Below are 23,401 nucleotides of genomic sequence, written 5' to 3' on the forward strand. Positions count from 1 at the left end.
GGCAGTTTTCTTTTAGCTATCTGGAAGTGGGTAGTAAACATAGATAGAAGAAACCTTGAAGGAGTGGACAATTTGGAAATAAACAATGAAATGATTTTAGTGCTTGATTTTGGTAGTCAATATAACCAACTGATTACAAGACGAATCCGTGAATTTGGTGTATATAGTGAGTTGCATTCCCATCGATTAACTGTGGAAGAAATTAAACAAATGAATCCTAAAGGAATTATTCTTTCTGGTGGACCTCACAGTGTTTACGGAGAAAATAGCTTCCGTTGTGATGAACGTATTTTTGACTTAAATATTCCTATCCTAGGTATTTGTTATGGTATGCAGTTAATGACCCATCATTTTGGTGGAAAAGTAGAGCGTGCGAACCAACGTGAATATGGAAAAGCGGACATTCATGTAAAGGACGACTCCATCTTATTTGAAGGTACTCCACAAGAGCAAACGGTTTGGATGAGCCATAGTGACAAGATCATTGAGGCACCTGCAGATTTTAAAATCGAAGCAACGAGTGCTTCGACTCCAGTTGCTGCAATGAGTAATACGGATAAGCAATATTATGGAGTTCAATTCCACCCAGAAGTACGTAACACAGAGTATGGAAATGACCTACTTAAGACTTTTGTCTTTCATGTTTGTCAATGTTCTGGGGATTGGACAATGGCGAACTTTATTGATATGGAAGTAGAGAAGATCAGAGAGCAGGTTGGTGACCGAAATGTTTTATGTGCATTAAGTGGGGGAGTGGATTCTTCTGTTGTTGCTGCTCTAATTCATAAAGCCATTGGTGATCAATTAACCTGTATTTTTGTAGATCATGGTTTATTGCGTAAAAATGAGGCAGATACCGTTATGGAAACATTCCGTGATCAGTTCCATATGAATATTATTAAAGTCGATGCACAGGATCGCTTTTTGAATAAGCTAAAAGGTGTTTCAGATCCTGAGCAAAAACGGAAGATTATTGGAAATGAGTTTATCTACGTATTTGATGATGAAGCAGCTAAGCTTGAAAACATGGATTTCTTAGCACAAGGAACCCTATACACGGATATTGTAGAGAGCGGAACGGAAACAGCTCAAACGATTAAATCTCACCACAATGTCGGTGGTTTACCAGAGGAAATGGAATTCCAATTAATTGAGCCTTTGAACACCTTATTTAAGGACGAGGTGCGCGCACTTGGGACAGAATTAGGTGTCCCAGATGAAATTGTGTGGCGTCAACCATTCCCAGGGCCAGGCCTAGGTATCCGCGTTCTTGGTGAAATTACTCCTGAGAAGGTAGAAATTGTTCGCGAATCAGATGCTATTTTGCGTGAAGAGATTAAAAAAGCGGGGTTAGATCGTGATATTTGGCAATACTTCACCGTTTTACCTGACATCCGTAGCGTTGGTGTAATGGGGGATGCAAGAACCTATGATTATGCTATCGGTATTCGTGCTGTCACTTCCATCGATGGAATGACTTCTGATTGGGCACGTATCCCATGGGATGTTTTAGAGAAAATTTCAGTGCGTCTTGTAAATGAAGTAGATCATATCAATCGTGTACTTTATGATGTGACAAGTAAACCGCCTGCGACTATTGAGTGGGAGTAAGACGCTAATTTAATTTGAAGAGGAAACGCCTATTTATAGAGGATTTTAACCTAGCTAAAATGGATAAAACAATTTAAAATATTTGGTTCCCTACCAATGAAAATTTTGGTAGGGATTATTTTTGGGTGATTTTTCCTTGTTTTGAACTATGGCATTTAACTTTTTTTAATAGGCATTTTCCACTTTAAAAGTGAGGAATGTGTAAGATGTATAGCTTTTTTTGAAAGCCTATTCATCGTGATATTTATATTGTTTAAACCAATTTAATAAAATGAATAGTCAATCCCCGGTGATTTAGCTATTGACTTTACACCTTCTGTTCCATTTTGATAACGAATAACTACTTGTATTTTCCGTGAATTTGGCCAAAAGAAGCTACACCTCCAACTATTAGATTTGTGACTAACAATTAGGGTGCAGTTCATTACCACGGGTGGTTTTGATTCAATCTTTTCCAGACCCTATAAGCGGTTGTAAAAACGGCAGCAACCTGAAACACTAACCAACCAGGATGCCGGACATTCCAAATAAAACCGATTTCCAGAAAAATAACAGTCGCCAATGGCCAAATTACCGCATGAATTCAGCCATGTTTGCTCGATTTCTCATATTTCCATATTCTTCATTATTAGTAACCAATCGTTCGCTCTCCATTGCCGACCCTGCAATAATGAACAAGTATACAGTAAATGCCCATGTTAGAGGCATTAGTGCTAAGAGGGGATCACTGTCTGCATGGCATGTGTCGTTAGTCAAAAAAGATATCCCATAACTTAATATAATAGTCACAATTCCAGTAACGATTAATATTCCATACCTTTTACCATTGGCCAAACTTTTCTGTCTAAAATCTTGAATAAACGAATCATCAAAAATTAATGGTTGTGTTTTCCCACATTTTTATAAGACAGGACGTTTCTTCCATAACGGAAAAAGTACCTTCATGGCTTACTCGAAATGAGATTCGGTCTTGACCAGTCGGATTGGCCCCTTCATCATTGTACAAGCGTGTTATTGTGGAAACAGAACAGCCTGAGTAAATCAAGCAGCAGTTGATGGCTCGTTGTTCGTTATTTATCTAAAGAGTGATTACTTGCTTGCGGCAATTCAGAAGAAATATGTGAATCGTTAGTATGCTATACTTTTTTTATCCTAACAACCGAAAGGAGTTTTGTATTCATGGATACTCATACCTCTGAACGCTTTATACATGAGTTGCAGCAATACCAAAATGAAGCGGGAATCGAAAAAATGAAAAGGTTTTTTAAAGGTTCAGATGAAAATACGAAGTGCTTAGGTCTTAACATGCGTACGGTATTCCAAATTGCTAAACAATTTACGGATATGCCTTTAACAGAAGTCGAACGGCTTCTAGAAAGCGATTATTATGAAGTGAGAATGGGCGCCGTGAGCATTATGGATTTTCAGGCCAAAACCAAGAAACTCCCAGAGGAAAACAGGCAAGCTTTGTACGATCTGTATATTCGAAGGCATGATCGAATCAACAATTGGGATTTCGTTGATCGTGCCGCTCCTTCTGTAATCGGGACTTATTTGCTGGATAAACCAAAGGATAAACTATACGAAATGGCACACTCCTCTAATATTTGGGAACGTAGAACAGCGATGGTAAGCACGTATAGCTTTATCAAAAACGGCAATACGGAGGATACATTTGCTATCGCTGAGATTCTGGTACATGATCCTGAAGATTTAATCAACAAGGCGGTGGGCAGCTTTATTCGTGAAGCTGGCAAGAAAGACGAAGACAGGCTGAAATCTTTCTTAAATAAACACGCTCACACCATGCCCAGAGTCACCTTGAGATACGCTATAGAAAAGTTTGATAAAAGTACAAGGGACTACTACTTAACTTTAAAGAAGAAAGAGAAGTAGGTAGTCAATGATGAAGCCTCTATCAGGGAAAGTGGCTTTGGTAGCCGGAGGAACTCGGGGCGCAGTCAGAGGGATCGCTATTGAATTGGGTGCAGCAGTCTACGTCACCAGAAGTACTACACGGACGAGGCGATCTGAATACAACCGGCCGGAAACGATTGAAGAAACTGCTGAACTGGTTGATCAGGCGGGTAGCACAGAATTGCGATGCAAGTCGATCACCTCGAACCTATACAGGTTCAGGAGTTAATCGCACCAATTGAACACGAGCATGGTCAACTGGATAATTTGGTCAACGATATCTGGGGTGGCGAATATATGGTGGAGTGGAATGTTCCAGTTTGGGAACACTCTTTAGAAAACGGGTTGCGTATGCTGAACCTGGCCATAGACACCCATATCATTACAAGTCACTACGTGCTCCGCTACTTATCCGCAACCCTAACGGGCTCGTTGTTGAAGTCACGGACGGCACGAAAGCCTATAATGAAACAAACTACCGGCTGTCGTTATTCTACGATTTGGCAAAGAACTCAGTCATCACGAATGACCAAGTCTTTGGCACTTGAACTCGCCTCTTACCAAGGAACTGCCCTATCCATATTGCTAGGCTGGCTGTGCTCCGAAATCGTGCTGGAGGAATACGGCGTAACCGAAGCAAACTGGAGAGATGTACTTGCCCGCGAACCGCATTTCATCATTTCCGAACAAGACAAACATTTTCAAATACTTTTATTTCCTCATTTGCACCTAAAGACTTGAGCTTGTTAGTAAACTTCGTATAAAGTGTTTTCCAATCAACATTAATCTTTTCAATACTTTTTTATCCTAGACTTATTTGCCTCATTCTCCATAGTCTCTAATGACAATAAAAATTCAAGTACTCTTTGCTTAACATCCATAATTCCATAGTTAGGCACACGTGCTAATATATCGGTCAAACCACTTTTTTGTTCAATAAAGAGAGCTCCAAATATAGTAATTACACAAAACCCTATCTTTTGGGGCATACCGAATAAATCAGATTATGAGCCACAACAACCTGAAAGTAATGGAACAGTTGATTCCAATACCGTGCAAAAAGTGACAGAGTTTTTGGAAACATTTTTTTGCCTATTATGTGAAAATGCCTTACCATCAATAGGTAAGGATTATTTATTTTCAGAGCTAGTCCATCCAGTATTTCAGACAGTAGATTATCGAATAAAAGTATGGGTGACTGTTAAATATATTGATGAAGCAACAATAGCAACACAGTTTTCACAATATTACTCACATTAGAAAAAGATATAAATTGGATGATTGTAGAATAAAAATTTAAACACCACGACTTGTTCTTACTGGTTGATTAAGTCGTGGTGTTTAATAATGATTGGTTATCAATAAATATACTACTCCATTAAAATTCATGTATTAATTGTCAAGTCTTGAAGTGAATTACTTTATATCATCGTTTTCATCATCTTCAACAATAGAAAAACTTCATTCATATCTTCAATATCAAGTGCCTGAACAATTTTTTCTAAATGTTCAAACTGAATTCGCTACCTTTTTCCATTTGCAAGTTCGCTCAATGTAGCTAAGCGAATACCCGTTTTAACATAGAGTTGAGGAAGAGAAATATCACGATCAGATAATAATTTATATTAACTTAGTAGGATAATGATACTCCTCACGTTAGAAAATATATAAATGTGATGATTAAAAAACTTAAAAAATATGAACCTTTGCTTCACCACCATATTTTTATTTTTTGACAAAGTTAAAATTACTTATTTCGTAAAATGCTTTTACTATATCTGAATAAGAATGGACAAAATCTTCATCAATCCATTTCATAAGCATATTCCACATGCCTCCTGCATTAAATGCTAACGCAAATTCTAAGTGTTCTTCACTAATTGTATGAGGAAATTTGTCTTGAGTGAGTTTATGAATATAAGGTAAATACTTATTAAAAGCATCTAACAGAAAACCAGATAGCCCATTTTTTCTGAGGGCAGAAATGAAGTCAATATGTTCATACATTAATTCTAGAAATATCTTTGATACCTTCCTCATATCGATTTCACCTGCTTCAACAAGGTTGTTTACATACTTCTCTGCTAACTCGTTTAAATATAAATTTAGGACATTCTCTTTTGACTTAAAATTTCTATAAAAAGTACTCCTGTCTAAATCAGCCTTTTCAGCAATTTCCTTAATCGAAATTTTGTCATAGGGTTTTTCTTTCATCAAATCTAGTAGAGCAGCTACTAACCATTTTTGAGATTGTATTGCGATCGGATTATCAGTTGAATATATCATAAGTCTATCTCCTCCTAGTACAACATATCGTAGTGATTTGTAGTATTTGTTGTCATTCTATTGATATTAGGTTATCACTACAATACAATATAAATATAAGTGCAACAAGTGTGGCACTCTAAACAATCTTGCTAAGTAAAGTTCATGTATTATTCTTTCTTGATTATTGTGAATATGGCAATGATTATTATTGATGAATACGATTTCTTCAAATTTGCTACAGTGGCTTAATCAATAAAATAGTTTAAAATTATATGAGGAGAGATAACATGAGCAAGCTCGTTAATAAAGGTATTGTAAAAGCAGCAGGGTTTATGAATATGAAAAATAGATTTAACTATTTCAAAGTGGCACCCAATGCTTTAGAAAAATTAATGGGGTTGGAGCGATATGTTAGAAAAGCAGTCATTGATAAAAAATTTGCGGAACTAATCAAGTTAAGAGTATCGCAAATTAATGGTTGCTCTTATTGTATAAACATGCATACAAAAGGGGCAAAAAAGTTAAAAGTAACAAATGACCAGCTTGTTCAATTAAAAAATTGGAATGCAAGTGATATTTATAGCCCAAAAGAGAAAGTGGCACTACATTTAGCGGAAAATATGACTTTAATTTCGGAAAAAGGCGTCAGTGATGAGTTGTATGACCAAGTGAGAGAGCATTATGATGAAAAAGAATATGTAGATTTAGTGATGATTATTAATCAGATTAATATGTGGAATAGGCTATCTATTTCCATGGGCAATCAAGCTAGTGAATAAATGGCAATAATGATTAACATATGAAAGCGACCAATAATAATTGCCATTTTAAAATTTTAACACTTTTTCCTTAAAGGAGATAAAAATAAGTTCCGCCAGAATCCCCGCCAAAACAATTTGAAGGTGCGAAAAACGTTGGTATAGAAATGTTTTGGCGTCACCTGTAAACTTGGAGCCGGAGTAATAAGAGATGTCCTAAAATCCTTGGTAACACAAGATTTTTAGGGCTTTTATATTCTTCATGGCACAGTTATGGCACACTTTGATAAGTGGTCCTCATATATTGAATCAGTTCAAGTTGTGTATCATTGCTTGTTTTTAACTGAATAAAACTGCTTAATATATCGGAAACTTGAAAATGGCTGTTTGGATAGAGGTGCCTATAAGTTCCTAAAGTAGTTTGCTATCTTCATGTCCAAATCTATTTGAATCATCAAAGGGTTTTCTCCCGTACTAATTAACAAAGAAGTATGAGAGTGTCTCTGAAGTAGTTCCATCGCCTTATCATAAGCAATATGAAAGTTTCCTTTTCCCTTCATAAAGGTAAATGGTCAATCAGCAAATGCCTCTTACACACGGATTTTTACACTTAATACCTCCACTAAACAATCTTCTTTTTATGAAATTTGCTAGAAATCAGCTTTTTTTAGTTTCCACAATCCAAGGATATTTGAAATGAGTATCCATGATAAAAGGATTAATATGGCACTCATCAACTGACCATTAAATGTGACAGTACTCATTTCGGTAAGGGTATGCAATGATTTTTCGGGTAGCAACATTAAAACCATATCTGAGAAACTAGCTGGGAATAGTTTAATTAAAGCAGGTAGGAACATTACACCAATTGCAAATATAATTCCACCAGCAGCAGATCGAAAGTAAAATGTACCAGCTGCACTTAATAAACTATAAAATAAGGGCAGAATGACAGTCCCAAACAGTTTAGACAGCAATACTTGATCGTTGAGTGAAACTGTACGCATGTTATTTGTAAGAAGGACAAGTTGATCTAATCCAAAAATGATTAAAGTCAAGGTTATACTAATAATGAGAGATAAAATCATGATAAACAAAATTTTAGAGAGATAGAATTTTTGACGAAGTGGCGTAATCGCCAAAGATGTATGTATGGCATCATGTGAAAACTCTTTAGAAATAAAAGTTGCTGAAAAAATTATCAGCATGATGGCCGCAACATCCATCCCCAGCAATGAAATATCAATAACTTCCATAGCTGGCAGTTCAGTTAAATCCTTTCCCTGGGTCACCCCAAGTGTAAATAAAAAAATTAAACCAAAAGATATACTCAACAAACTTAAAACTATTAAATAATTTCGGTGGCTTGTCAGAAAACTGATTTTCTTAAAATCAGCATTAATTAAGTGCTTCATTGTTTTTCCCTCTTTCATTTTTATGTGAGACGTAATCAGCTTTCCCTTTAGTTATTTCCATAAATAATTCTTCCAATGTAGGTTGAACTTTTTTGAGCTGGTAGATGACAATATCATGTTCACGGGCAAGATGACCAATTTCTCTTGAATCTAAATTGCGTACTTCCAAACCATCTTTTTTTTGCACTACTTCAGCACCATTTGTTTTTAAAGCCGCAGTCATTTTAACTAAATCATTTGCTTCAACATAGACATAAGAATTTAAACTTTTTTGATTCATTTCTTCAATGGTCATATCTGCAAGAAGCTTACCCTGCGCAATAATGATAATACGATTGGCTACGGCTTGTATCTCACTCATCAGGTGACTCGATACAATAACAGTTTTTCCTTCATCAGCAAGCTGTTTAAATAACCTCCGAAGCCACTTAATACCATCTACATCCAAACCGTTAAATGGTTCGTCAAGAATAATTGTATCGGGATTACTGATCAAAGCAGTTGCAACTCCTAATCGCTGTTTCATGCCTAAAGAGTAAGACTTTATTTTTTTATTTTTAACTTTTTCCAATCCCGTAATTTTTAACATATCCTCAACCTTGCTTTTATCAATATTAGCGGCTGTTGAGAAGAATGATAAATGTTGACGTGCTGTTAAGTTAACATCTATAGCCGAAGGATCAATTAATGTACCAATTTTTTGTGTCGGTTCAGCAAAGGAATGGTAATATTTATTATCCACGGTAACCTTCCCAAAGGTGGGATGTACAAGTGAAATTATCATTTTCATTGTTGTTGATTTACCCGAACCATTAGGTCCTAAAAAACCTGTTACCACACCTGGTTTAAATGTTAAATTCAGCCGATCTACAACTGTCTTTTGATCATATTTTTTCGTTAAATTGTTTAATTGTATCAATTTTTCTCACCCTTTTTCTCACAATAATAGTTATATGTACAATCAATAAAATCACGGCAGAAATTAAATAAAAACAGATCCTCTTCCGGCCATTGATGACTTTGTTCCAAACCGCTAGTATAAGCTTCAATCACTTCAGAATTGTGATCTGTCGCCCTTTCGATAAATTCATACCATTTCTTTCCAAAGTGATAGCCTGTATCACTTTTGTAAAGTATGTTATTTATTTTGTGTGATGTTGCCTCCAAAATAAGTTTTTTCCAATGCCAATAAACTTCAATGATTTCTTTATAGCTGGGATCCCTTTCTTTAAAAAGTTCAGTTGTTTTTTGGTCAAATGAGACAGTAGAATAATCAAGAATCGTTTCTTTATTCAATTTAAGTGCAAGTTCCATCATCGACTCCAAATCATGATTTGAATGGCCCGTATCAATGGTTGCAACTATGGCCTCGATAATAGCAATGTTCATTTTGATTTCCATTTCCTTTTGAAAAAGGATTTCGGATTGATCTTTTAAAATATCTCTTACACCGTGTTTATTATTGACATTGACAAGATGGTTTTTAATCTCCTTGAGTGGAACGCCCAACTTTTTATAAAAGAGAATTTGTTGAAGGGTTAATAAGTCATTTTGTGTATAGTACCTCTGTTTTTTATTTTTATCTCGTTTTGCAACGAGCAATTCGATTTTATCGTAATACTGAATAGTTCTGATGGTTGCTCCTGACAATGCTGCTAACTCGCCAACGGAATACAGTTTTTCACACACATGATCACCTCTTAACATTTATTAAACCATGTAACGTAACGTCACTTGCAAGTAGTTTATAGGGAAAAGTTAAATTTAATCTACCAAAACGCCTTAAACAATAAAATGTGCTTATTCAAAAACGCTTCATTGGAATAAGGAGCTACTAATCTGATATGGTGAGCATCAACTTAACTCATGAATATTTAGATAAACAATATGTGTTTTCCGGGGAAACTGTAAATTTTTCTGCGTGTTGTAAGAAACATGATAAAGAGGATTTAGTGGGAGCTTCTGCAGGTAATTGACCTAATTTTTTCGTATTGTAGAAACCATATCCTTTCTTTACCCATCGACATTTAGCTTCACGGATCATAGCTTGGAAGATTAGCAAGGCATAAAAATTAATAATATAAGAATTAAAAAACAGGAGCTATTACAATGCTCCTGTTTTTTAATCCCTTATTGCTTCGCTAAAGAACTTACCAAATGGACTTTCTCTTGAATATTCAATGATACAACTTTATATACACGTAATCCGCATCTCCATTTTTTATTTGAAATTCACCATCCCCTAAAGAATTCTTGACACAAAGGGAATCTGTCGAATTATATAACCTAACATGAAGCAAAGTGGTATCGTGATCAGCACCGTAGCGAGAAACATGAAAGAAGGGGGAAACTGGATGACCTTCAATCCAGAGATAACAATAGCGATAATCGGTATATGAATGATGTAAATCACGAAGGAGTGGGTTGACAAAAAGCTCCAACCCTTTCCTTGATAAAAAATTCTTTTACGAAAGAATATGATTAATCCAAGGTTGATTCCAACGCAGAATAGAGCTTCCCACAGAGAGAAGACCAAAGATGTCCAGCTCCAGCCGCCAGAGAACTGTAATCGGTCTAATCCAAATATAAAGGCTAAAGGAAGAAGAAGAATCGATGCTCCAATTGCGATTCCAAACCCCGCCCTACCCATAGAATCAGAAGTATTTCGAAACCAATTGCGTTGGTAAGCGATGATTCCCATAATGAATAGCCCGACATATTGTGGGAGATCATAGCCACTTGCGGTAAAAAGTCCAACGAATGATTGAACTTCGGGAGCCCCGCCGGGTAAACCGAGAGCCGGGATCCACAATCTTATGATGAAATACGATACTGCTAATATCATGACAAAGAAGGTAAGCATCGTGTAGGTAGGTGGCGTACTCTGACGAACTACCGATAGCTTATTTTTGCTCATAAATTTTATCCAGACTGCGTATAAACAAATGAATACGAAAAGTAGCTCTACATACCACATCGGCCCATAGGTTAAATGTGAAAAATAGGTTTGCCATGTAAATGGCTCCTGACCGAGTATATAAACTTCAATGTGTTGAACTTGGCTAAGAATGAGAACGTAGAAGATAAACGGGAATAAGAAGCGGATGCATCTATCTTTGATAAATCGAGTTGCTCCCCTACGTTCAAAAGATGAAGGGACAAAATAACCAGAAATTAGAAAAAACGTCCCCATGAAAAAAGTCTGATTAAAAGCAAGAAATAGAAGGCCTATAAAAACCTCAATAGACCCTTGTGTTAATACATCATTATATATGGAAAAATAAACCAAGTGGTGTAGTACTACCAATATTGTAAGTGCTGCCCTTAGGTTATCAATAAAGTATAACCGACCTTCCTTTTGTGGAGATGAACTCCCTATATGGTTTGGATTCATCATAATTCTTATGTTCTCCTCTATAAAAATTTAAAAATATATCTCAAAGGAACATTCGCAAAACTGCACGGCTATATATAAGCCGTCCTATTTGCTGTATATTTTAATTTTCACTTTTAGTTGATCCGCCTATTTTCCAAGAGGCTAAACCTATGATCCCACCAAGTACAATAAATACAATGTCCATAACAATTTCAAATCCCTGTAACGCATCAATATAATTTACCAAAAACCAACTTTTCCCACCGTTAGTCAAATGATTGATTAATCCGCCTATTCCTTGTATAAGAAATAGTAAACTAAGCCCACTAATAAATTCTTTCATGATGAACACCTCATTAATAATTTTTTAATTTAATATGCCTCTAAGACCGATGTTGAAAAAAACTGCACCTACTATTCCTATCGCTACCAAAAGTGAAGAAATTGGAGCTTCAATTAATTTTGATCTGATTTTATTAAGAAATTGTTGCAGTTTCTCTTTAAACATAATATTAACCCCCAACAGAAGAAGAGAAGGAAGTACCATTACTAGATTGTAGCCAATTATAATAAAGATAGAAGAGGAAGGCTCAATTGTTAGGTGATTCATTAACAAAATGGAATAAAAGTAAGGCAATGCAGTTATAAATTCAATTAGAAAAACAATGATACCTAAGACGATTATCCCTTTCATCGTTATTTTTTGGGGGATAAATGAAATTAAACGTTTTTTTGTAGTATCTTTTGGTTTACTGAAACTAATTAGAGCAATAATCGCTCCAAAAAGCATATAAAACCAATTGATAAAGTCAAATTCAGATAATTGTCCGATTCCTTTCAATAATGAATCTCCACCAAAGTATAGTAATAAACCCACCAGAAAATAGCCAAACTGCGTAATAAACAAAAAAACAAGCAAGTGAGAAGAAAATTGATTAGGCTGTGTCAGTAATAAATAGGCAGTTACTGCAAGTACACCAGGACTTAATATATCAACTAATGAGCAAATAGAAATAATTAGCAAAGCTATTGGTGTGTCCATTGATGAAGAAGGCATTAAGGCTTCAATACTTTCGATCAAATATAGAGTCCCTCCTTTTTATATGTTATCATTAAAATAACACATCGTGCTAAAAAAATAATAACACACTGTGCTAAAAAAGGGAAGTGATTTAATATGCCAAGGATTGTTAATCATGAAAAAAGAAGGAAGTCAATTGCTGTAGCGGCTTGGAATATTATTAAGAAAGAGGGAATCGAAAAAGCATCTATAAGAAGAGTTGCAGTTGAAGCAGGGATGTCTGCTGGAGCGTTAAGACATTATTTTTCAACTAAGGATGAAATGTTATTATTTATCATGAATTATTACTTGGAAGAAGGGAAAAAACGTTCTCAAAGTAAAAGTTGGTCAGAAAATCCATTGCAGGCAGTCGAGGAAGTTTTATTGGAGCTTGTACCAATTGATGAAGAAAAGAAGATCGAATCGAGTGTATGGTGGATCCTTGCACTTCAGTCACTTACAAGTGACCCATTAAAGGAAAAAAAAGATGAAATGACTAACGGTACGTATGAATTAGCAAATTCAATGATCGAGATACTAGTTCTTCGAGGGATTTTATCTGATTCAACTAATGTAAAATTAGAAAAAAGTAGGCTATCGGCATTAATTGATGGATTGTCCATTCATGCTCTGTTAAGACCTGATGTCTACTCTCCGGAAAAGGTGAAGGAAGTAATCCATTATCATTTAGAAACACTCTGTAATGAAAGTCAATTGAGTTAGTTGATCATGTATCAATATTATTCGATGAGTTAGTAGATTTTGTTTTTTAGAAAAAATTGAATTTTTTCACTTAAAAGCTGCAATAGCCGAGCAAGGAGTGACCCAAAATTTGGCAACTACTATTGTGTTAAAAAAGCAGATTAGTGGAAGAAACCAACTGTTCGTTTGTCTATATTCGAATCGATGTTCTGGTACCGATTTTTCTCTGTTTTTGAACTCAAAGAAAAAAGCAAGCGGCCTAAAAGACACACCATCTGACCAGCCAAGAGTGAGCATACGAAATCCCTTGAAAACCTTCCAGTTGTGTGGTTCTTCATTCTGCTAAACAGTTCAATCTCCTTACTTCGATTAGATGAAAATAAGGAGGATGATTCTGAACCTCAAGAGAAGACAATAAGAAGAAAGCTAACCCAATGCTTGTTTTATTCACGTTGGCCGTGGCCAGTTAATAAATGAAAATCGTTTAGTAACTGTTATGCAACTGTAAATCCATTAAGATTATATCATTGTCGATAAACAAAGTATTGTGCTAGGAGGAGAAAAAATTATGTTCAATGAAAGAATTATATTACAAAATGATATAGACTCATTCCCAGGAAGATGGTTAGGAGGGCTTTCTTTAATAATAGCTCCTATCTTATTAGTTATTTCTGCACTGCTTAGAATACAATATAATTTCTTTTTCCCTGATCAGTTAGCAACTTATGATACACATCCAACCTTAATGCTCACATCCTATAGTCTATTTTTAATTGGAATGATTTTATTATTTCCAGCTATTTTAATCCTTGTACAGTTAATTAGTAAAAAAAAGCCACGTCTAGGTCTTTGGGGTGGTTTATTAGTAATTGTTGGTTTATTTGCAAGGGCGTTCCACTCGGGAGTAGATCACTTCGCTTTTCAAATTGTAGAAATTGAAAATGTTGAAGTAGCTACAAATTTTGTTGGCGAGTTTTACGGTATGTTCCATGTTGTTAATATATTAAATTTTTCTATCCTTTTTGGCTGGATTGTATTAGCTATAGGAGCATATCTGTCTAAGGTTTTTGGGTGGTTTCGATCACTTGCTTTAGGAATGATGTTTGTCTAAGCATTGGGGGTACTAAAAGGAACAAATACGACAACAATAATCTCACTAACAGGACTCTGCATAGCTCTTCCTCCTTTAGGTGTTCAAGTTTTGAAAAGTGGGAGTAAGCCCAAATTGAAAACCGTACTTTTTTACGTAGTTATTATTGTATTGGTGCTCAGTTCGTGGTTATTCATGAGTGAAATGGAAAGACCTAATTAAATTCATGTTGTGTTTATTACAATTAGAGGTATATGTAAAAGGTGCTTCTGTTGATGTAATGGGACTTCCCTAATCCACAGAAGCTTTGCATCTCTTTCACATTTCAATTTTCCACAATCGGGCGCTATTCTTATAAACAAATTAGCCCATTTAAGGCCATTTTCTTTGTGAATCTGATGTGGATTTGAAAAAATTGTTATAATTCAAGTTTTGGATATGAAAAATAAGCTCTAACGATTGGTATGAAAGGGATTTGAAAGGGATAGGTGCAATTCTATTATCTTACAATCAACCGGATATTAGATAGCAAATTGAAGTGCTAAGGGAACAAAAGGAAAGCCATACACGTACAAAAAATTAAAAACAGATAACGGATAAAGGTAAGGATCTCCTCCTGGCAGCAAAGAATGAGCGTATCAAAAAACTTGAAGAGGGAAACAGACAGCTCACTAAAAAGTTTCGTGGGAAGCTTTATGGGACACATTTAGAATAAAGATCCACAATGTCACAGAGATTTACCCATGTACACTCATTATTCTCATGGCGCAATTTCATCCGCTGGCAATATTGATCAACTGATTCAATAATTCCGTGCAGTATCAATTGATCATAAGGGTGAAAAACCTTTACATAGATGTTTGTTTACTGGTCTATAGCATCAAAATCGTTCTAGCAACCTCTTCTATTCGCTAAACATAAGGAAAACGTGAACTAACGTTCCCTTCCTCATTTTTGCAATGTCATAATTTGCCCTGTAGGGTTATGTATTCCTGGCATCATTTGTACCATCATATTGAGTATTGTTAAATTCGTTACTATTAGCACTAAAAGTAAGTGGAGGCATATTCAGATGAGGTTGCGACACTAACAATTGGTGTTTTAATCTCGCATCTTCTAAAATCTGAATTATATCAAATGTTAGCAAGTGTAAGAGCTTCTTTTTTTGATAAATGAAGCCCTCGCTCAAACTCTTTATCTCTATCTCTTTTATCTGCTACATTAAAAAATACTGTTTCAAATCGTTGAGGCACTGGACCTTTTATATGAGATATTAGATTTGCTATGGTTACTCTCTGGAGTTGGATGCCATAGTCTTCTTCTGATAATTGTTTAATTGCTTGATAAACCCCATTTTTTTCAGATATACATTTTTCCAACATACTATCAATAAGTAAGATAGAAATATCCAATGAGCAACCTACTTTTCTGTACTAGTTTGAAATACTATTATACCTATTTCTACGTCGTAAAATAAATTCCCTTCTTAGCTACCTGCTAGTTCGCTTAAAAACTTCAACAAAAAAGCATTAATTCTTACTCAATTAACTACCTCTTTAACAGAATATGGATGCCTTGGCATTCCCTTCAGATTTTTAAGTAAAGATGTTCGGCTATAAGAATGATGAGAAAATTGACATTTACGCGATATTAAAGAGAGTTTTATTTATACCGGAAAAACTTATCATAATCATCAATTTGATCCGGACTTATTCCAGTTTTATTAATCGCTTCTTGTTGAAATGAATTATTGCAACTTTTACATATATAGTATTTATTTTCTCCTTTTTTGATTTTATAATATTGTGAATCAGAATGATTAATCGTAAATTTATTTTTGCAAAAAAAACATATAGTATCCAACATATTTTTTTCACACTTCCTATCAGATTTTTATTGAAAAGTAACTATTTTTTAAACCTATGATTCAAAATATGAATTTTTCCTCTAATTTCCTGCCATTCTAAAATAATTTATTTTTAACTTCAACAAGTTACAAGCTTATCCGTGAACTGTATTTTTACTAAAAATATGACGGCTATGCCTGTAATGGAAGGAAAAGCTGTAATATAATAAAGCTACTTCATGCAACTGTTCAACAAAATGCCCCTTTGAAGTGCAACTCGTTTTAACACAAACGGACTATAACTTCAAAGGCATATTCAATGTATTTCATCTACCTCAAGCCATTTAGGAGTCTCAAACTTAAATGATAAGTAGTCTTTAAAGACTTTCTGACGGTAACCACATTCTGGATAACATTATGGTGAGTCGATTGCTTCCACTTACGATTTTCCCGAACTGGAACGGATCCCTTATCTGTGTTTTCGTGATATTACCATTCTAGTAAGGTCAAAAAATGACTGATGTGGTCGGAAACCTTCTTAGGATGGGTCAAAGTGATGATGTGATTAGCGCCAGGTATACTCACAAAGTTAATATTGGGAATTTCCTTATATAATTGTGCGATTTTAAAGAGATCTTCTGAGTCCTCCTCGCCTATGATAAAAAGTGTCTTCGTTTTAATATCTCCCAATCTTTCCATCGCTGAATTGAAGGAGACAGTTTCGAATGTTTTCCAATCAAAGGACTTTTGAATATTATGTATCATCATTTCGCGCAATAAATCGTATGCTTTTCCGATAGAAACGCTCCAGGAAGGCTCACTTAATGTTATATTAGTCATTTTCTCGACATCTGGTGCAGCTTTAGAAACTCGGCTCTCTAATTCCGCATGTTCGGAAGAAAATTTAAACCCCGACAGGCCTGGAGCGACCAATACCAGTTGAGAAACCCTTTTCGGATAGGTCAGAGTAAAATCAGTTGCAATTTGTCCGCCTAGGGAATGTCCAACGAGGGCACCTTTCTTAATTTTAAGATGGTCCAAAAGTTTTCTAAGATCCTCAACATAATCAATGGGTTCATTCGGAATGGGTGACCTTCCTGCACCCCGGACATCAAGAGTGATTACTTTGAACGACTTTGAAAGATGTGGTGTGATGAATTCCCAGTCACGTGAATCCATAGCTCCACTATGAAGGAGTATAACCGGCTTTCCGTTTCCTTTAATTTCGTAATGAAGATCCATCTATTTCAATCTCCTTTCCCTGAAAAAAGTAGGCACTGCTCATGACTATCTTCGTTTCATTTCTAAGATTCCTTTTCATATCCCCCAAACAGTTCATAAAACCATTTATTAAACTTGTTCGGTTAAAAAGGAAGTTTAATGTACCTTACAAATGATTTAATTGTTTAAGAAGGTCCTATTTCACGACTTTATTAATGTCCATCCGCTTTAATGTTCCAATGAGTGATTTTAGAACCTAAACATCCCCCTTATTTATTTCACACACTGTGATGAAACGATAATAACACAGTGTGTGAAATAAAAGCAAGAGGTGATTTAAATGCCGAAAATAGTTGATCATGATCACAAAAGAAAAATGATCGCTGAAACAGCTTGGTTCAAAACGGGTTCTTTTAATTTAATTATGGGTCTGCGGGTTGTTTTTGATCAAACCTTTATTCTAAAAAGCTACAGTAAATAAACTTAATCATTTTTACTCGACAATCATCCAATTTGTATCTTTTTCTAACGTGATTATATATTGCGAATACTGTGTGGCTTTTGTTGCTTCGTCAATATATTTAACAGTAACCCATACTTTTATTTGGTTCTCTATGGTCTGGAATACTGGATTGACTAGCCCTGAAAATAGATAATCCTTACCAATCGGTGGTAAAGCATTATTTTTCACATAATAATCAAGTTCCTGTTCTGTTGCAGTCGGATAAAATGTAAAGAACGTCTCCAAAAGCTCTGTCACTTCTTGCACAGTATCGGAATCAACTGTACCATTACTTTCAGGTTGTTGTGGCTCATAGTCTGATTTATTCGGTAGCTACATAAGGTAGGGTTTTGTTTAATAACTAAGTTACCTATATTATCTTGATGTAGTATGATTCGATAGGTGGATCGGACCCTTTCGCTATTTTTATCTTCCGTAATTTTTTGATCTACCGAATAAACAACCGCATAGGTACTATCATTCTTTGGTGACACTGACCAGATATCAATACCACTCACACTGGAACTAGTAGGAATATCCACTCTAACAGTATCGGTATTTAATGCTTGTAATTCCTCTGTCAAATAGTGACTGATCTTTTCCACCCGTTGTTCAATGGAATCTTTTTCATTTTGCCATGTGTAGTAATCTTTCACAAAGTTTTTCGTAAAGCTCTCAATCGCATTGGTATCCATGATCTTGGTTTCAATGATTTCTCTTTCATGAACGGTATGTTGATCAATTGCTGTAAAGTTTTTATAGATCCCAAAGGCTAGGCTACCAATAAGTAATATCCATAAAAGAGTTACTGTTTTTTACGTGTACCGACAGTCCGTACTTTCATTTTTCTGGATTTTGCTTCGGTCGTTTGTTTTTCTTTTCTTTTAAAAAATCTTCTCATCTGATTCAAACCTTTCTATTGTTTAATACGTCCAGCTCCAATTAAGTGCTTTTGCCAGTAGGTTGTAGTCTACAGATGGAGTTTAATAATAAGCATAGACTTATTGAATTTCATCATGTGGTATGCTACATTAGGAATGTCACTTATTAAAAGGCTTTAATAAGTTGAATGAGGTGTAATAATGATGAATGAGACCGAAAAATCATTAGATAAAGAAATCCTATCGAGCATCCGTCAAGTGATGTTCAAAAATGGAAGTGCAACTAAAGGCGAACTTAGAGATACATTAGATATTAGCTTCCCGACAATAAGTAAGTTCCTCTCGCGAATGGAGAAAAATGAGGAAGTGGTATCAGTTGGTTTAGATGAATCGAGTGGAGGAAGAAGGGCCAAACGATACCTGTATAATCACGACTGTATGTTAGGTTTGGCTATTATCTTAGAGCGTGACAAGGTGAATTATCTTATTTTTAATTGTGCGGGGGAAGTTAAAGAAGAAGGGAAAGGACCAAGTGTCTTAACAGATGATGGGCTTTCTTCATTAACAACTTTTATTGAAGAAATAATCACAACGCACTCTTCGAAAATTAAATCTTTAGCAATTGGTGTGCCGGGTTCGGTTAATAATGATCGAATATTTTATATACCAGACTATAAATCATTTCAAAATGTTGATCTAAAGGGCCACTTTGAGGATTATTTTTCATTGCCTGTTGTCATTGAAAATGATATGAATGCAGCTGTACTTGGGTTTTACTATCACAGAAGGATGAAGGATAATCGATCACTCGTCTATTTAAATGTTAGTCACAATGGTCAAGGTGCTGGATTTATGATAAATGGTGATGTCGTTCGTGGAAGCACATTTTTTGCCGGGGAGATTTCCTTTGTGCCTCAATATAGTGATCGAAATTTTGGACAAGCTTTTGAAAAAAAAGCCAGCTTCGGTAAGAAACTGATTTATGAAAATAAACAAATCGATGCTATCAGCAGGTTAGTCGCCTCCTTCGTAGCAATCATCAACCCTCATACAATTATTTTTTGTAGTGATGAAATGAATCAACGGCTGGTAAAAGAGATTAATAGGATTAGCTCAACCTATATCCCATCAGAGCATCTTCCCGAGATTGTGATGAGCAACTGGAGACAAGACTATTTATTTGGGTTACGGAAGTTAGGTCTAGATTTAATAATGAATCGACCAATATAGAATATTTTTTAAAAGATTCTAAGGAATTTATGTTACTACTTATTAAAGTAGTTTAAAAAGTGGTTAATAGCTTCAAGAATGAGGGAATCATTAATGAAAAAGCAAATGAGGAAGCTATGGGATGAAATCAGTGAGTTTTGATATATTTAGGAGTGATGATAAATGAACCTTGAAAAAGAAGTAGCAATACAACATAATCCGACAGGAACAGCTCGATTGGGATTAGCATTGCTCCTTGGATTGCTTGCCTTTTTAGGACCACTTAATATTGATATGTATTTGCCTAGTTTCCCTGGAATTGCTCAAGATTTAGATACAAGTGCTACACTTGTGCAATCAAGTTTAACGGCATGCCTACTAGGGCTGGCGATAGGACAGTTGCTAGTTGGCCCTATTAGTGATGCTGAAGGAAGACGGAAACCGTTAATTGTTGCTACGTTCCTGTTTGCTTTAGCGTCCATTCTATGTGCCCTTGCTCCTAATATTGTGGTATTGATTGCAGCACGATTTATACAAGGACTAACCGCCTCTGCAGGGGTTGTTCTTTCACGTGCAGTAGTACGAGATGTGTTCAACGGACGAGAACTTACGAAGTTTTTTTCATTACTAATGGTTATTAATGCGGTAGCTCCGATGATAGCACCAATAATGGGTGGTTTCATCTTGTCTTTTGAAGCGACCAGTTGGAAAAGTATTTTTTTCTTTTTAGGCTTCATTGGGCTGTTAATGGTCATGGTAGTTGCAACAAAACTAAAAGAAACATTACCAGCAAGTAGACGGATTCCAAGTTCGGTAGGAGCTTCATTAACAACGATGGGCAGCTTGCTCAAGGATCGTTCATTTATTGGCTATGCCTTAGTAGTTGGTTTTGTCCATGGCGGCAGTTTTGCCTATGTATCTGGTACACCTTTTGTCTATCAGGATATTTATGGAGTATCTCCTCAAGTATTTAGTGTGTTATTTGGTATCAATGGACTGGCAATTATAACAGGTAGCTTTCTTATAGGGCGTTTTAGTGGAATTATTCACGAACAAAAGTTGCTTCAGACCGCAGTTGTGGTTGCGTTAACTGCAACCTCGCTTTTGCTTGTGATGACAATCATAGAAGGACCATTAGTATCGCTCGTTATCTTAATTTTTATATACATGATTACGATGGGGATGATTACGACAAGTACCTTTACATTAGGGATGGCTAATCAAGCTCATCGTGCAGGAAGTGCAAGTGCAGTTTTAGGTATGCTTCCATTATTGCTTGGTTCCATATTTTCACCACTTGCGGGTATTAATGAGGCATCGTCGATTCCAATGGGGGCAATATTATTTACAACCTCCCTCATCGGTTTTATTATATTATTTACATGCGTTAAAAAGGTTGAGGTTGAGGCATGATGTACCTTTTGTTTTCGTACAATGCTAGTTATGAAGATTATTAGTTCTCATGAAAATGAACATATACAATTATTTGTCCCACTGATTTTATTTCAGTTGGGCTTTTTTTATGGGAAAAAGAATAAAGATATGCTCAATTGTGTCTAGCTCCAAGCATCCAAAAAATCGCTGTCATTCTTTTCAATTTCTGTACTTTCAATTCATTTGTGAATGACTATATCGTGATTATTAGGCTTGTTGCTCTAGCATCATTTCGATCCTTATTAAAATTATATTGAGGTAATAGTCGAGTGCAGAGTAAGATAACCTTAATAAATCGATATAGTAAGCGGGTGCTTAAGATAGCCTAAAATAATGAAATACAAGTTGCACAATGTTACACAGACCCATTCAATTCTATTTTTAAACCGTTTAGAAAGTTTGTCTTTAGCTCAAATTCCATTGCAATAGGTAAATTTAACTTTCTTTCCATCTATAAATTGTGTAATCTATATTAATAGAGTAACCTATTTATTTCCACCAAAAATAGAGGTGATCATGATGCTAAAACAATATAAAAAATGGCAGCGAAATAAGAGAGTGAAGAAAATTAAAGAAGGTGATGGACATCGGATAAAGCCCTTTCGGTTCTGGCAATTGTTTACGAGGACAATCTTTCATATACATTTGAACGATCAAGAAGGTGTAAGGAGGAAGTATTCTGTCAGTGTAGAGTTTTTTGACGAAAAAGAGCAGGCAAAGCTTTATATCGATGATCGGCATACCGCTACATCTGATGTACCTGCATCTTTTCCAGTGCCAGATGGATACATTGAGCTCGACATGACCATGTATGGCTTGAAGCGTATGCATTATGTAAGTGGAGAAGCAGAACAAATGCTTGAACCAGATCGCAGAAGTGCTGAGGGCTTGAGGAAAAGGTTTCACTGGAGATTTCCAATGATTAGTAAATGGGTTGGTTGGATTGCTGTTTTTACTCTACTTGTGTCACTTGTACTTGGAATTCCGCAAATCATTGAGGTTATTACATATATGGACTTTATCAGAGAGCATGTGGGTACTTTTACCTCACCTATTCAACTGCCACAATCGCTGAACATAACCTTACTTATTCTCTCAGCTATTGCTGCCCTTGAACGTGCACTGACACTTAAAAATCATTGGCTGATAGATATGGAAACAAACAGCTTCGAGGATTTTTAGGAGAGTACGAGAAAAAGAAATGCATTTAGCTTTAAAAAAAGAAGTGGAGGAGAAAGCAAGGGGGCATTTTATTTTGAACACACAAACAGATAAGGTGAATTTTTGGAAAAGTAAACATTTGGATTTAATGGCTTGTTTACGTGCTAGCTATGTTAATCATGCTTTCTCTAAGCATGCCCATCGTGAATTTGCTATCGGAGTTATTGAAGATGGTGTGGAGGGATTTTACTATAAGGGAGAAATACAATTTGCGCGGAAAAATAATTTGGTTATTATAAATCCTGAAGAAGTTCACACAGGCTATCCAGCTAACACTTGTGGCTATACTTATCGTATGATTTATCCAGAAAAAAAATTAATTGAAGAGATATTAGGGATCGAGCATACAGCTAAAAATCATTTGTTTTTCAAAAAAGTGCTGATTAGCGATCCTGAAATAGTCTATTTGTTCCTAGATTTGCATTACACTCTAGAATATTCAGACTCTGAACTGGAGCAAAAAGAGAAATTTATCCGTTTTTTTTCAATGCTGCTACAAGGTTTTGCGGAAAAATCATGGAATCATGTGAAGGAAAGCACTTTACCACAACAAAGAATCCAAAGAGTAAAAGACTACATACACGAATGTTATGATGAAGATATTACGTTATCAACACTGGCAAGAATATCAGGTTTAAGTGAGTTTCAATTCTCTCGAACATTTTCGAAGCAATGCGGTATATCACCTCATGTTTATCTTAGTCAAATTCGAATGGAAAAGGCAAAGAAATTATTAGATAACGGAATAACAATTGCGGAAGTAGCGGTAGCTGTAGGTTTTGTCGATCAAAGCCATTTCTCCAGACGTTTTAAGAAAATTTTTGGAATTACGCCCGGACAGTATGTAGCTGCCAGCAAGGATGTACAATACTGATTACCATCTTTCCCCT

Annotated in this window: 23 protein-coding genes and 4 pseudogenes; 13 read left to right on the plus strand and 14 right to left on the minus strand. The window is 35.5% G+C overall.

Translation table 11 applies throughout. The annotated features are described in order from the left end of the window. Nucleotides 1-90: 90 nt before the first annotated feature. From guaA to ACZ5N5_RS09495, 5 genes and pseudogenes are all read left to right on the plus strand, one after another. Complete coding sequence (gene guaA, locus ACZ5N5_RS09475; protein ID WP_277679469.1) at nt 91-1,611, plus strand: glutamine-hydrolyzing GMP synthase; 1,521 nt, start codon at nt 91-93, stop codon at nt 1,609-1,611. A 511-nt stretch (nt 1,612-2,122) separates the two neighbouring features. Further along, entirely contained in the window at nt 2,123-2,383 is a 261-nt protein-coding gene (locus ACZ5N5_RS09480) for a hypothetical protein (protein WP_464373697.1), read from the plus strand. Between the two features lie 407 nt (nt 2,384-2,790). Continuing rightward, nucleotides 2,791-3,507 carry a DNA alkylation repair protein gene (locus ACZ5N5_RS09485; RefSeq protein ID WP_054860881.1) on the plus strand — a complete coding sequence of 239 codons (717 nt, stop codon included), beginning with the start codon at nt 2,791-2,793 and terminating at the stop codon, nt 3,505-3,507. A 10-nt stretch (nt 3,508-3,517) separates the two neighbouring features. Beyond that, nucleotides 3,518-4,224: pseudogene (locus tag ACZ5N5_RS09490) on the plus strand (SDR family NAD(P)-dependent oxidoreductase); the annotation flags it as partial. Between the two features lie 291 nt (nt 4,225-4,515). Beyond that, nucleotides 4,516-4,788 carry a conjugal transfer protein gene (locus tag ACZ5N5_RS09495; RefSeq protein WP_464373769.1) on the plus strand — a complete coding sequence of 91 codons (273 nt, stop codon included), beginning with the start codon at nt 4,516-4,518 and terminating at the stop codon, nt 4,786-4,788. 263 nt (nt 4,789-5,051) lie between these two features. Here ACZ5N5_RS09495 and ACZ5N5_RS09500 read toward each other — a convergent pair whose 3' ends face one another. Together ACZ5N5_RS09500 and ACZ5N5_RS09505 are read right to left on the minus strand one after the other, a co-directional pair. Further along, nucleotides 5,052-5,129, minus strand: coding sequence for a hypothetical protein (locus tag ACZ5N5_RS09500; protein ID WP_464373770.1), 78 nt, complete (start codon nt 5,127-5,129; stop codon nt 5,052-5,054). Nucleotides 5,130-5,253: 124 nt separating this feature from the next. Continuing rightward, nucleotides 5,254-5,814, minus strand: a complete 561-nt coding sequence (locus ACZ5N5_RS09505; RefSeq protein WP_464373698.1) for a TetR/AcrR family transcriptional regulator — start codon at nt 5,812-5,814, stop codon at nt 5,254-5,256. Between the two features lie 320 nt (nt 5,815-6,134). Between ACZ5N5_RS09505 and ACZ5N5_RS09510 the strand changes: the two genes are divergently transcribed. Further along, the gene (locus ACZ5N5_RS09510; protein ID WP_464373771.1) at nt 6,135-6,575 is read left to right on the plus strand and encodes a carboxymuconolactone decarboxylase family protein; all 441 of its coding nucleotides are present in this window, start codon (nt 6,135-6,137) and stop codon (nt 6,573-6,575) included. 250 nt (nt 6,576-6,825) lie between these two features. On the opposite strand, the pseudogene ACZ5N5_RS09515 reads toward ACZ5N5_RS09510, so the two are convergent. From ACZ5N5_RS09515 to ACZ5N5_RS09550, 8 genes and pseudogenes are all read right to left on the minus strand, one after another. Continuing rightward, a pseudogene (locus tag ACZ5N5_RS09515) lies at nt 6,826-7,057 on the minus strand (site-specific integrase); the annotation flags it as partial. Between the two features lie 147 nt (nt 7,058-7,204). Next, a complete protein-coding gene (locus ACZ5N5_RS09520; protein WP_109985789.1) occupies nt 7,205-7,969 on the minus strand; it encodes a hypothetical protein in 765 nt (254 codons plus the stop codon). After that, on the minus strand, nt 7,953-8,888 hold the full coding sequence (locus tag ACZ5N5_RS09525; protein WP_109985790.1) for an ABC transporter ATP-binding protein: 936 nt from the start codon (nt 8,886-8,888) through the stop codon (nt 7,953-7,955). Before ACZ5N5_RS09525 ends, ACZ5N5_RS09520 begins: the two co-directional genes overlap by 17 nt. Continuing rightward, a complete protein-coding gene (locus ACZ5N5_RS09530; protein WP_181397694.1) occupies nt 8,885-9,658 on the minus strand; it encodes a MerR family transcriptional regulator in 774 nt (257 codons plus the stop codon). Before ACZ5N5_RS09530 ends, ACZ5N5_RS09525 begins: the two co-directional genes overlap by 4 nt. Before the next feature lie 175 nt (nt 9,659-9,833). Next, nucleotides 9,834-10,013 carry a DUF3173 family protein gene (locus ACZ5N5_RS09535; protein WP_109985792.1) on the minus strand — a complete coding sequence of 60 codons (180 nt, stop codon included), beginning with the start codon at nt 10,011-10,013 and terminating at the stop codon, nt 9,834-9,836. A 198-nt stretch (nt 10,014-10,211) separates the two neighbouring features. Continuing rightward, complete coding sequence (locus tag ACZ5N5_RS09540; protein ID WP_109985862.1) at nt 10,212-11,363, minus strand: acyltransferase family protein; 1,152 nt, start codon at nt 11,361-11,363, stop codon at nt 10,212-10,214. 103 nt (nt 11,364-11,466) lie between these two features. Beyond that, nucleotides 11,467-11,688 (minus strand): hypothetical protein, encoded by a 222-nt coding sequence (locus ACZ5N5_RS09545; protein WP_054788050.1) that lies wholly within the window; start codon nt 11,686-11,688, stop codon nt 11,467-11,469. A 24-nt stretch (nt 11,689-11,712) separates the two neighbouring features. Continuing rightward, entirely contained in the window at nt 11,713-12,426 is a 714-nt protein-coding gene (locus tag ACZ5N5_RS09550; RefSeq protein WP_464373699.1) for a GAP family protein, read from the minus strand. A gap of 96 nt (nt 12,427-12,522) precedes the next feature. Between ACZ5N5_RS09550 and ACZ5N5_RS09555 the strand changes: the two genes are divergently transcribed. Next, nucleotides 12,523-13,128 (plus strand): TetR/AcrR family transcriptional regulator, encoded by a 606-nt coding sequence (locus tag ACZ5N5_RS09555; protein ID WP_054860889.1) that lies wholly within the window; start codon nt 12,523-12,525, stop codon nt 13,126-13,128. Nucleotides 13,129-13,277: 149 nt separating this feature from the next. On the opposite strand, the pseudogene ACZ5N5_RS09560 reads toward ACZ5N5_RS09555, so the two are convergent. Then, nucleotides 13,278-13,493: pseudogene (locus ACZ5N5_RS09560) on the minus strand (IS4 family transposase); the annotation flags it as partial. A 182-nt stretch (nt 13,494-13,675) separates the two neighbouring features. Here ACZ5N5_RS09560 and ACZ5N5_RS09565 point away from each other — a divergent pair. Further along, nucleotides 13,676-14,218 (plus strand): hypothetical protein, encoded by a 543-nt coding sequence (locus ACZ5N5_RS09565; protein ID WP_054788049.1) that lies wholly within the window; start codon nt 13,676-13,678, stop codon nt 14,216-14,218. 1,112 nt (nt 14,219-15,330) lie between these two features. On the opposite strand, the gene ACZ5N5_RS09570 is transcribed toward ACZ5N5_RS09565, so the two are convergent. Both ACZ5N5_RS09570 and ACZ5N5_RS09575 read right to left on the minus strand, forming a co-directional pair. Then, on the minus strand, nt 15,331-15,609 hold the full coding sequence (locus tag ACZ5N5_RS09570; protein ID WP_109985794.1) for a DUF1572 family protein: 279 nt from the start codon (nt 15,607-15,609) through the stop codon (nt 15,331-15,333). 923 nt (nt 15,610-16,532) lie between these two features. Continuing rightward, complete coding sequence (locus ACZ5N5_RS09575; RefSeq protein ID WP_054860893.1) at nt 16,533-17,285, minus strand: alpha/beta fold hydrolase; 753 nt, start codon at nt 17,283-17,285, stop codon at nt 16,533-16,535. A gap of 319 nt (nt 17,286-17,604) precedes the next feature. Between ACZ5N5_RS09575 and ACZ5N5_RS09580 the strand changes: the two genes are divergently transcribed. After that, complete coding sequence (locus tag ACZ5N5_RS09580; RefSeq protein WP_181397695.1) at nt 17,605-17,745, plus strand: hypothetical protein; 141 nt, start codon at nt 17,605-17,607, stop codon at nt 17,743-17,745. 12 nt (nt 17,746-17,757) lie between these two features. On the opposite strand, the pseudogene ACZ5N5_RS09585 reads toward ACZ5N5_RS09580, so the two are convergent. After that, nucleotides 17,758-18,667: pseudogene (locus tag ACZ5N5_RS09585) on the minus strand (conjugal transfer protein). Nucleotides 18,668-18,851: 184 nt separating this feature from the next. On the opposite strand from ACZ5N5_RS09585, the gene ACZ5N5_RS09590 reads away from it, so the two are divergent. The 4 genes from ACZ5N5_RS09590 (at nt 18,852) to ACZ5N5_RS09605 (ending at nt 23,385) form a co-directional block, all read left to right on the plus strand. Continuing rightward, a complete protein-coding gene (locus tag ACZ5N5_RS09590; RefSeq protein WP_109985795.1) occupies nt 18,852-19,877 on the plus strand; it encodes an ROK family transcriptional regulator in 1,026 nt (341 codons plus the stop codon). A gap of 186 nt (nt 19,878-20,063) precedes the next feature. After that, the gene (locus ACZ5N5_RS09595; protein WP_109985863.1) at nt 20,064-21,269 is read left to right on the plus strand and encodes a Bcr/CflA family efflux MFS transporter; all 1,206 of its coding nucleotides are present in this window, start codon (nt 20,064-20,066) and stop codon (nt 21,267-21,269) included. A gap of 540 nt (nt 21,270-21,809) precedes the next feature. Continuing rightward, the gene (locus tag ACZ5N5_RS09600) at nt 21,810-22,472 is read left to right on the plus strand and encodes a G protein-coupled receptor family protein (protein ID WP_054860894.1); all 663 of its coding nucleotides are present in this window, start codon (nt 21,810-21,812) and stop codon (nt 22,470-22,472) included. A 73-nt stretch (nt 22,473-22,545) separates the two neighbouring features. Beyond that, complete coding sequence (locus ACZ5N5_RS09605) at nt 22,546-23,385, plus strand: AraC family transcriptional regulator (RefSeq protein ID WP_181397696.1); 840 nt, start codon at nt 22,546-22,548, stop codon at nt 23,383-23,385. Nucleotides 23,386-23,401 lie beyond the last annotated feature (16 nt).

The organism is Gracilibacillus sp. JCM 18966 (assembly GCF_055392695.1).

Excerpts from the sequence above, each read along its gene's own strand:
- ACZ5N5_RS09505 (WP_464373698.1), bottom strand. The coding sequence starts at position 5,814 with ATGATATATTCAACTGATAATCCGATCGCAATACAATCTCAAAAATGG.
- ACZ5N5_RS09565 (WP_054788049.1), top strand. The coding sequence starts at position 13,676 with ATGTTCAATGAAAGAATTATATTACAAAATGATATAGACTCATTCCCA.
- ACZ5N5_RS09590 (WP_109985795.1), top strand. The coding sequence starts at position 18,852 with ATGAATGAGACCGAAAAATCATTAGATAAAGAAATCCTATCGAGCATC.
- ACZ5N5_RS09485 (WP_054860881.1), top strand. The coding sequence starts at position 2,791 with ATGGATACTCATACCTCTGAACGCTTTATACATGAGTTGCAGCAATAC.
- guaA (WP_277679469.1), top strand. The coding sequence starts at position 91 with ATGATTTTAGTGCTTGATTTTGGTAGTCAATATAACCAACTGATTACA.
- ACZ5N5_RS09580 (WP_181397695.1), top strand. The coding sequence starts at position 17,605 with ATGCCGAAAATAGTTGATCATGATCACAAAAGAAAAATGATCGCTGAA.
- ACZ5N5_RS09510 (WP_464373771.1), top strand. The coding sequence starts at position 6,135 with ATGAAAAATAGATTTAACTATTTCAAAGTGGCACCCAATGCTTTAGAA.
- ACZ5N5_RS09535 (WP_109985792.1), bottom strand. The coding sequence starts at position 10,013 with ATGATCCGTGAAGCTAAATGTCGATGGGTAAAGAAAGGATATGGTTTC.
- ACZ5N5_RS09520 (WP_109985789.1), bottom strand. The coding sequence starts at position 7,969 with ATGAAGCACTTAATTAATGCTGATTTTAAGAAAATCAGTTTTCTGACA.
- ACZ5N5_RS09575 (WP_054860893.1), bottom strand. The coding sequence starts at position 17,285 with ATGGATCTTCATTACGAAATTAAAGGAAACGGAAAGCCGGTTATACTC.
- ACZ5N5_RS09540 (WP_109985862.1), bottom strand. The coding sequence starts at position 11,363 with ATGAATCCAAACCATATAGGGAGTTCATCTCCACAAAAGGAAGGTCGG.
- ACZ5N5_RS09480 (WP_464373697.1), top strand. The coding sequence starts at position 2,123 with ATGCCGGACATTCCAAATAAAACCGATTTCCAGAAAAATAACAGTCGC.
- ACZ5N5_RS09545 (WP_054788050.1), bottom strand. The coding sequence starts at position 11,688 with ATGAAAGAATTTATTAGTGGGCTTAGTTTACTATTTCTTATACAAGGA.
- ACZ5N5_RS09600 (WP_054860894.1), top strand. The coding sequence starts at position 21,810 with ATGCTAAAACAATATAAAAAATGGCAGCGAAATAAGAGAGTGAAGAAA.
- ACZ5N5_RS09555 (WP_054860889.1), top strand. The coding sequence starts at position 12,523 with ATGCCAAGGATTGTTAATCATGAAAAAAGAAGGAAGTCAATTGCTGTA.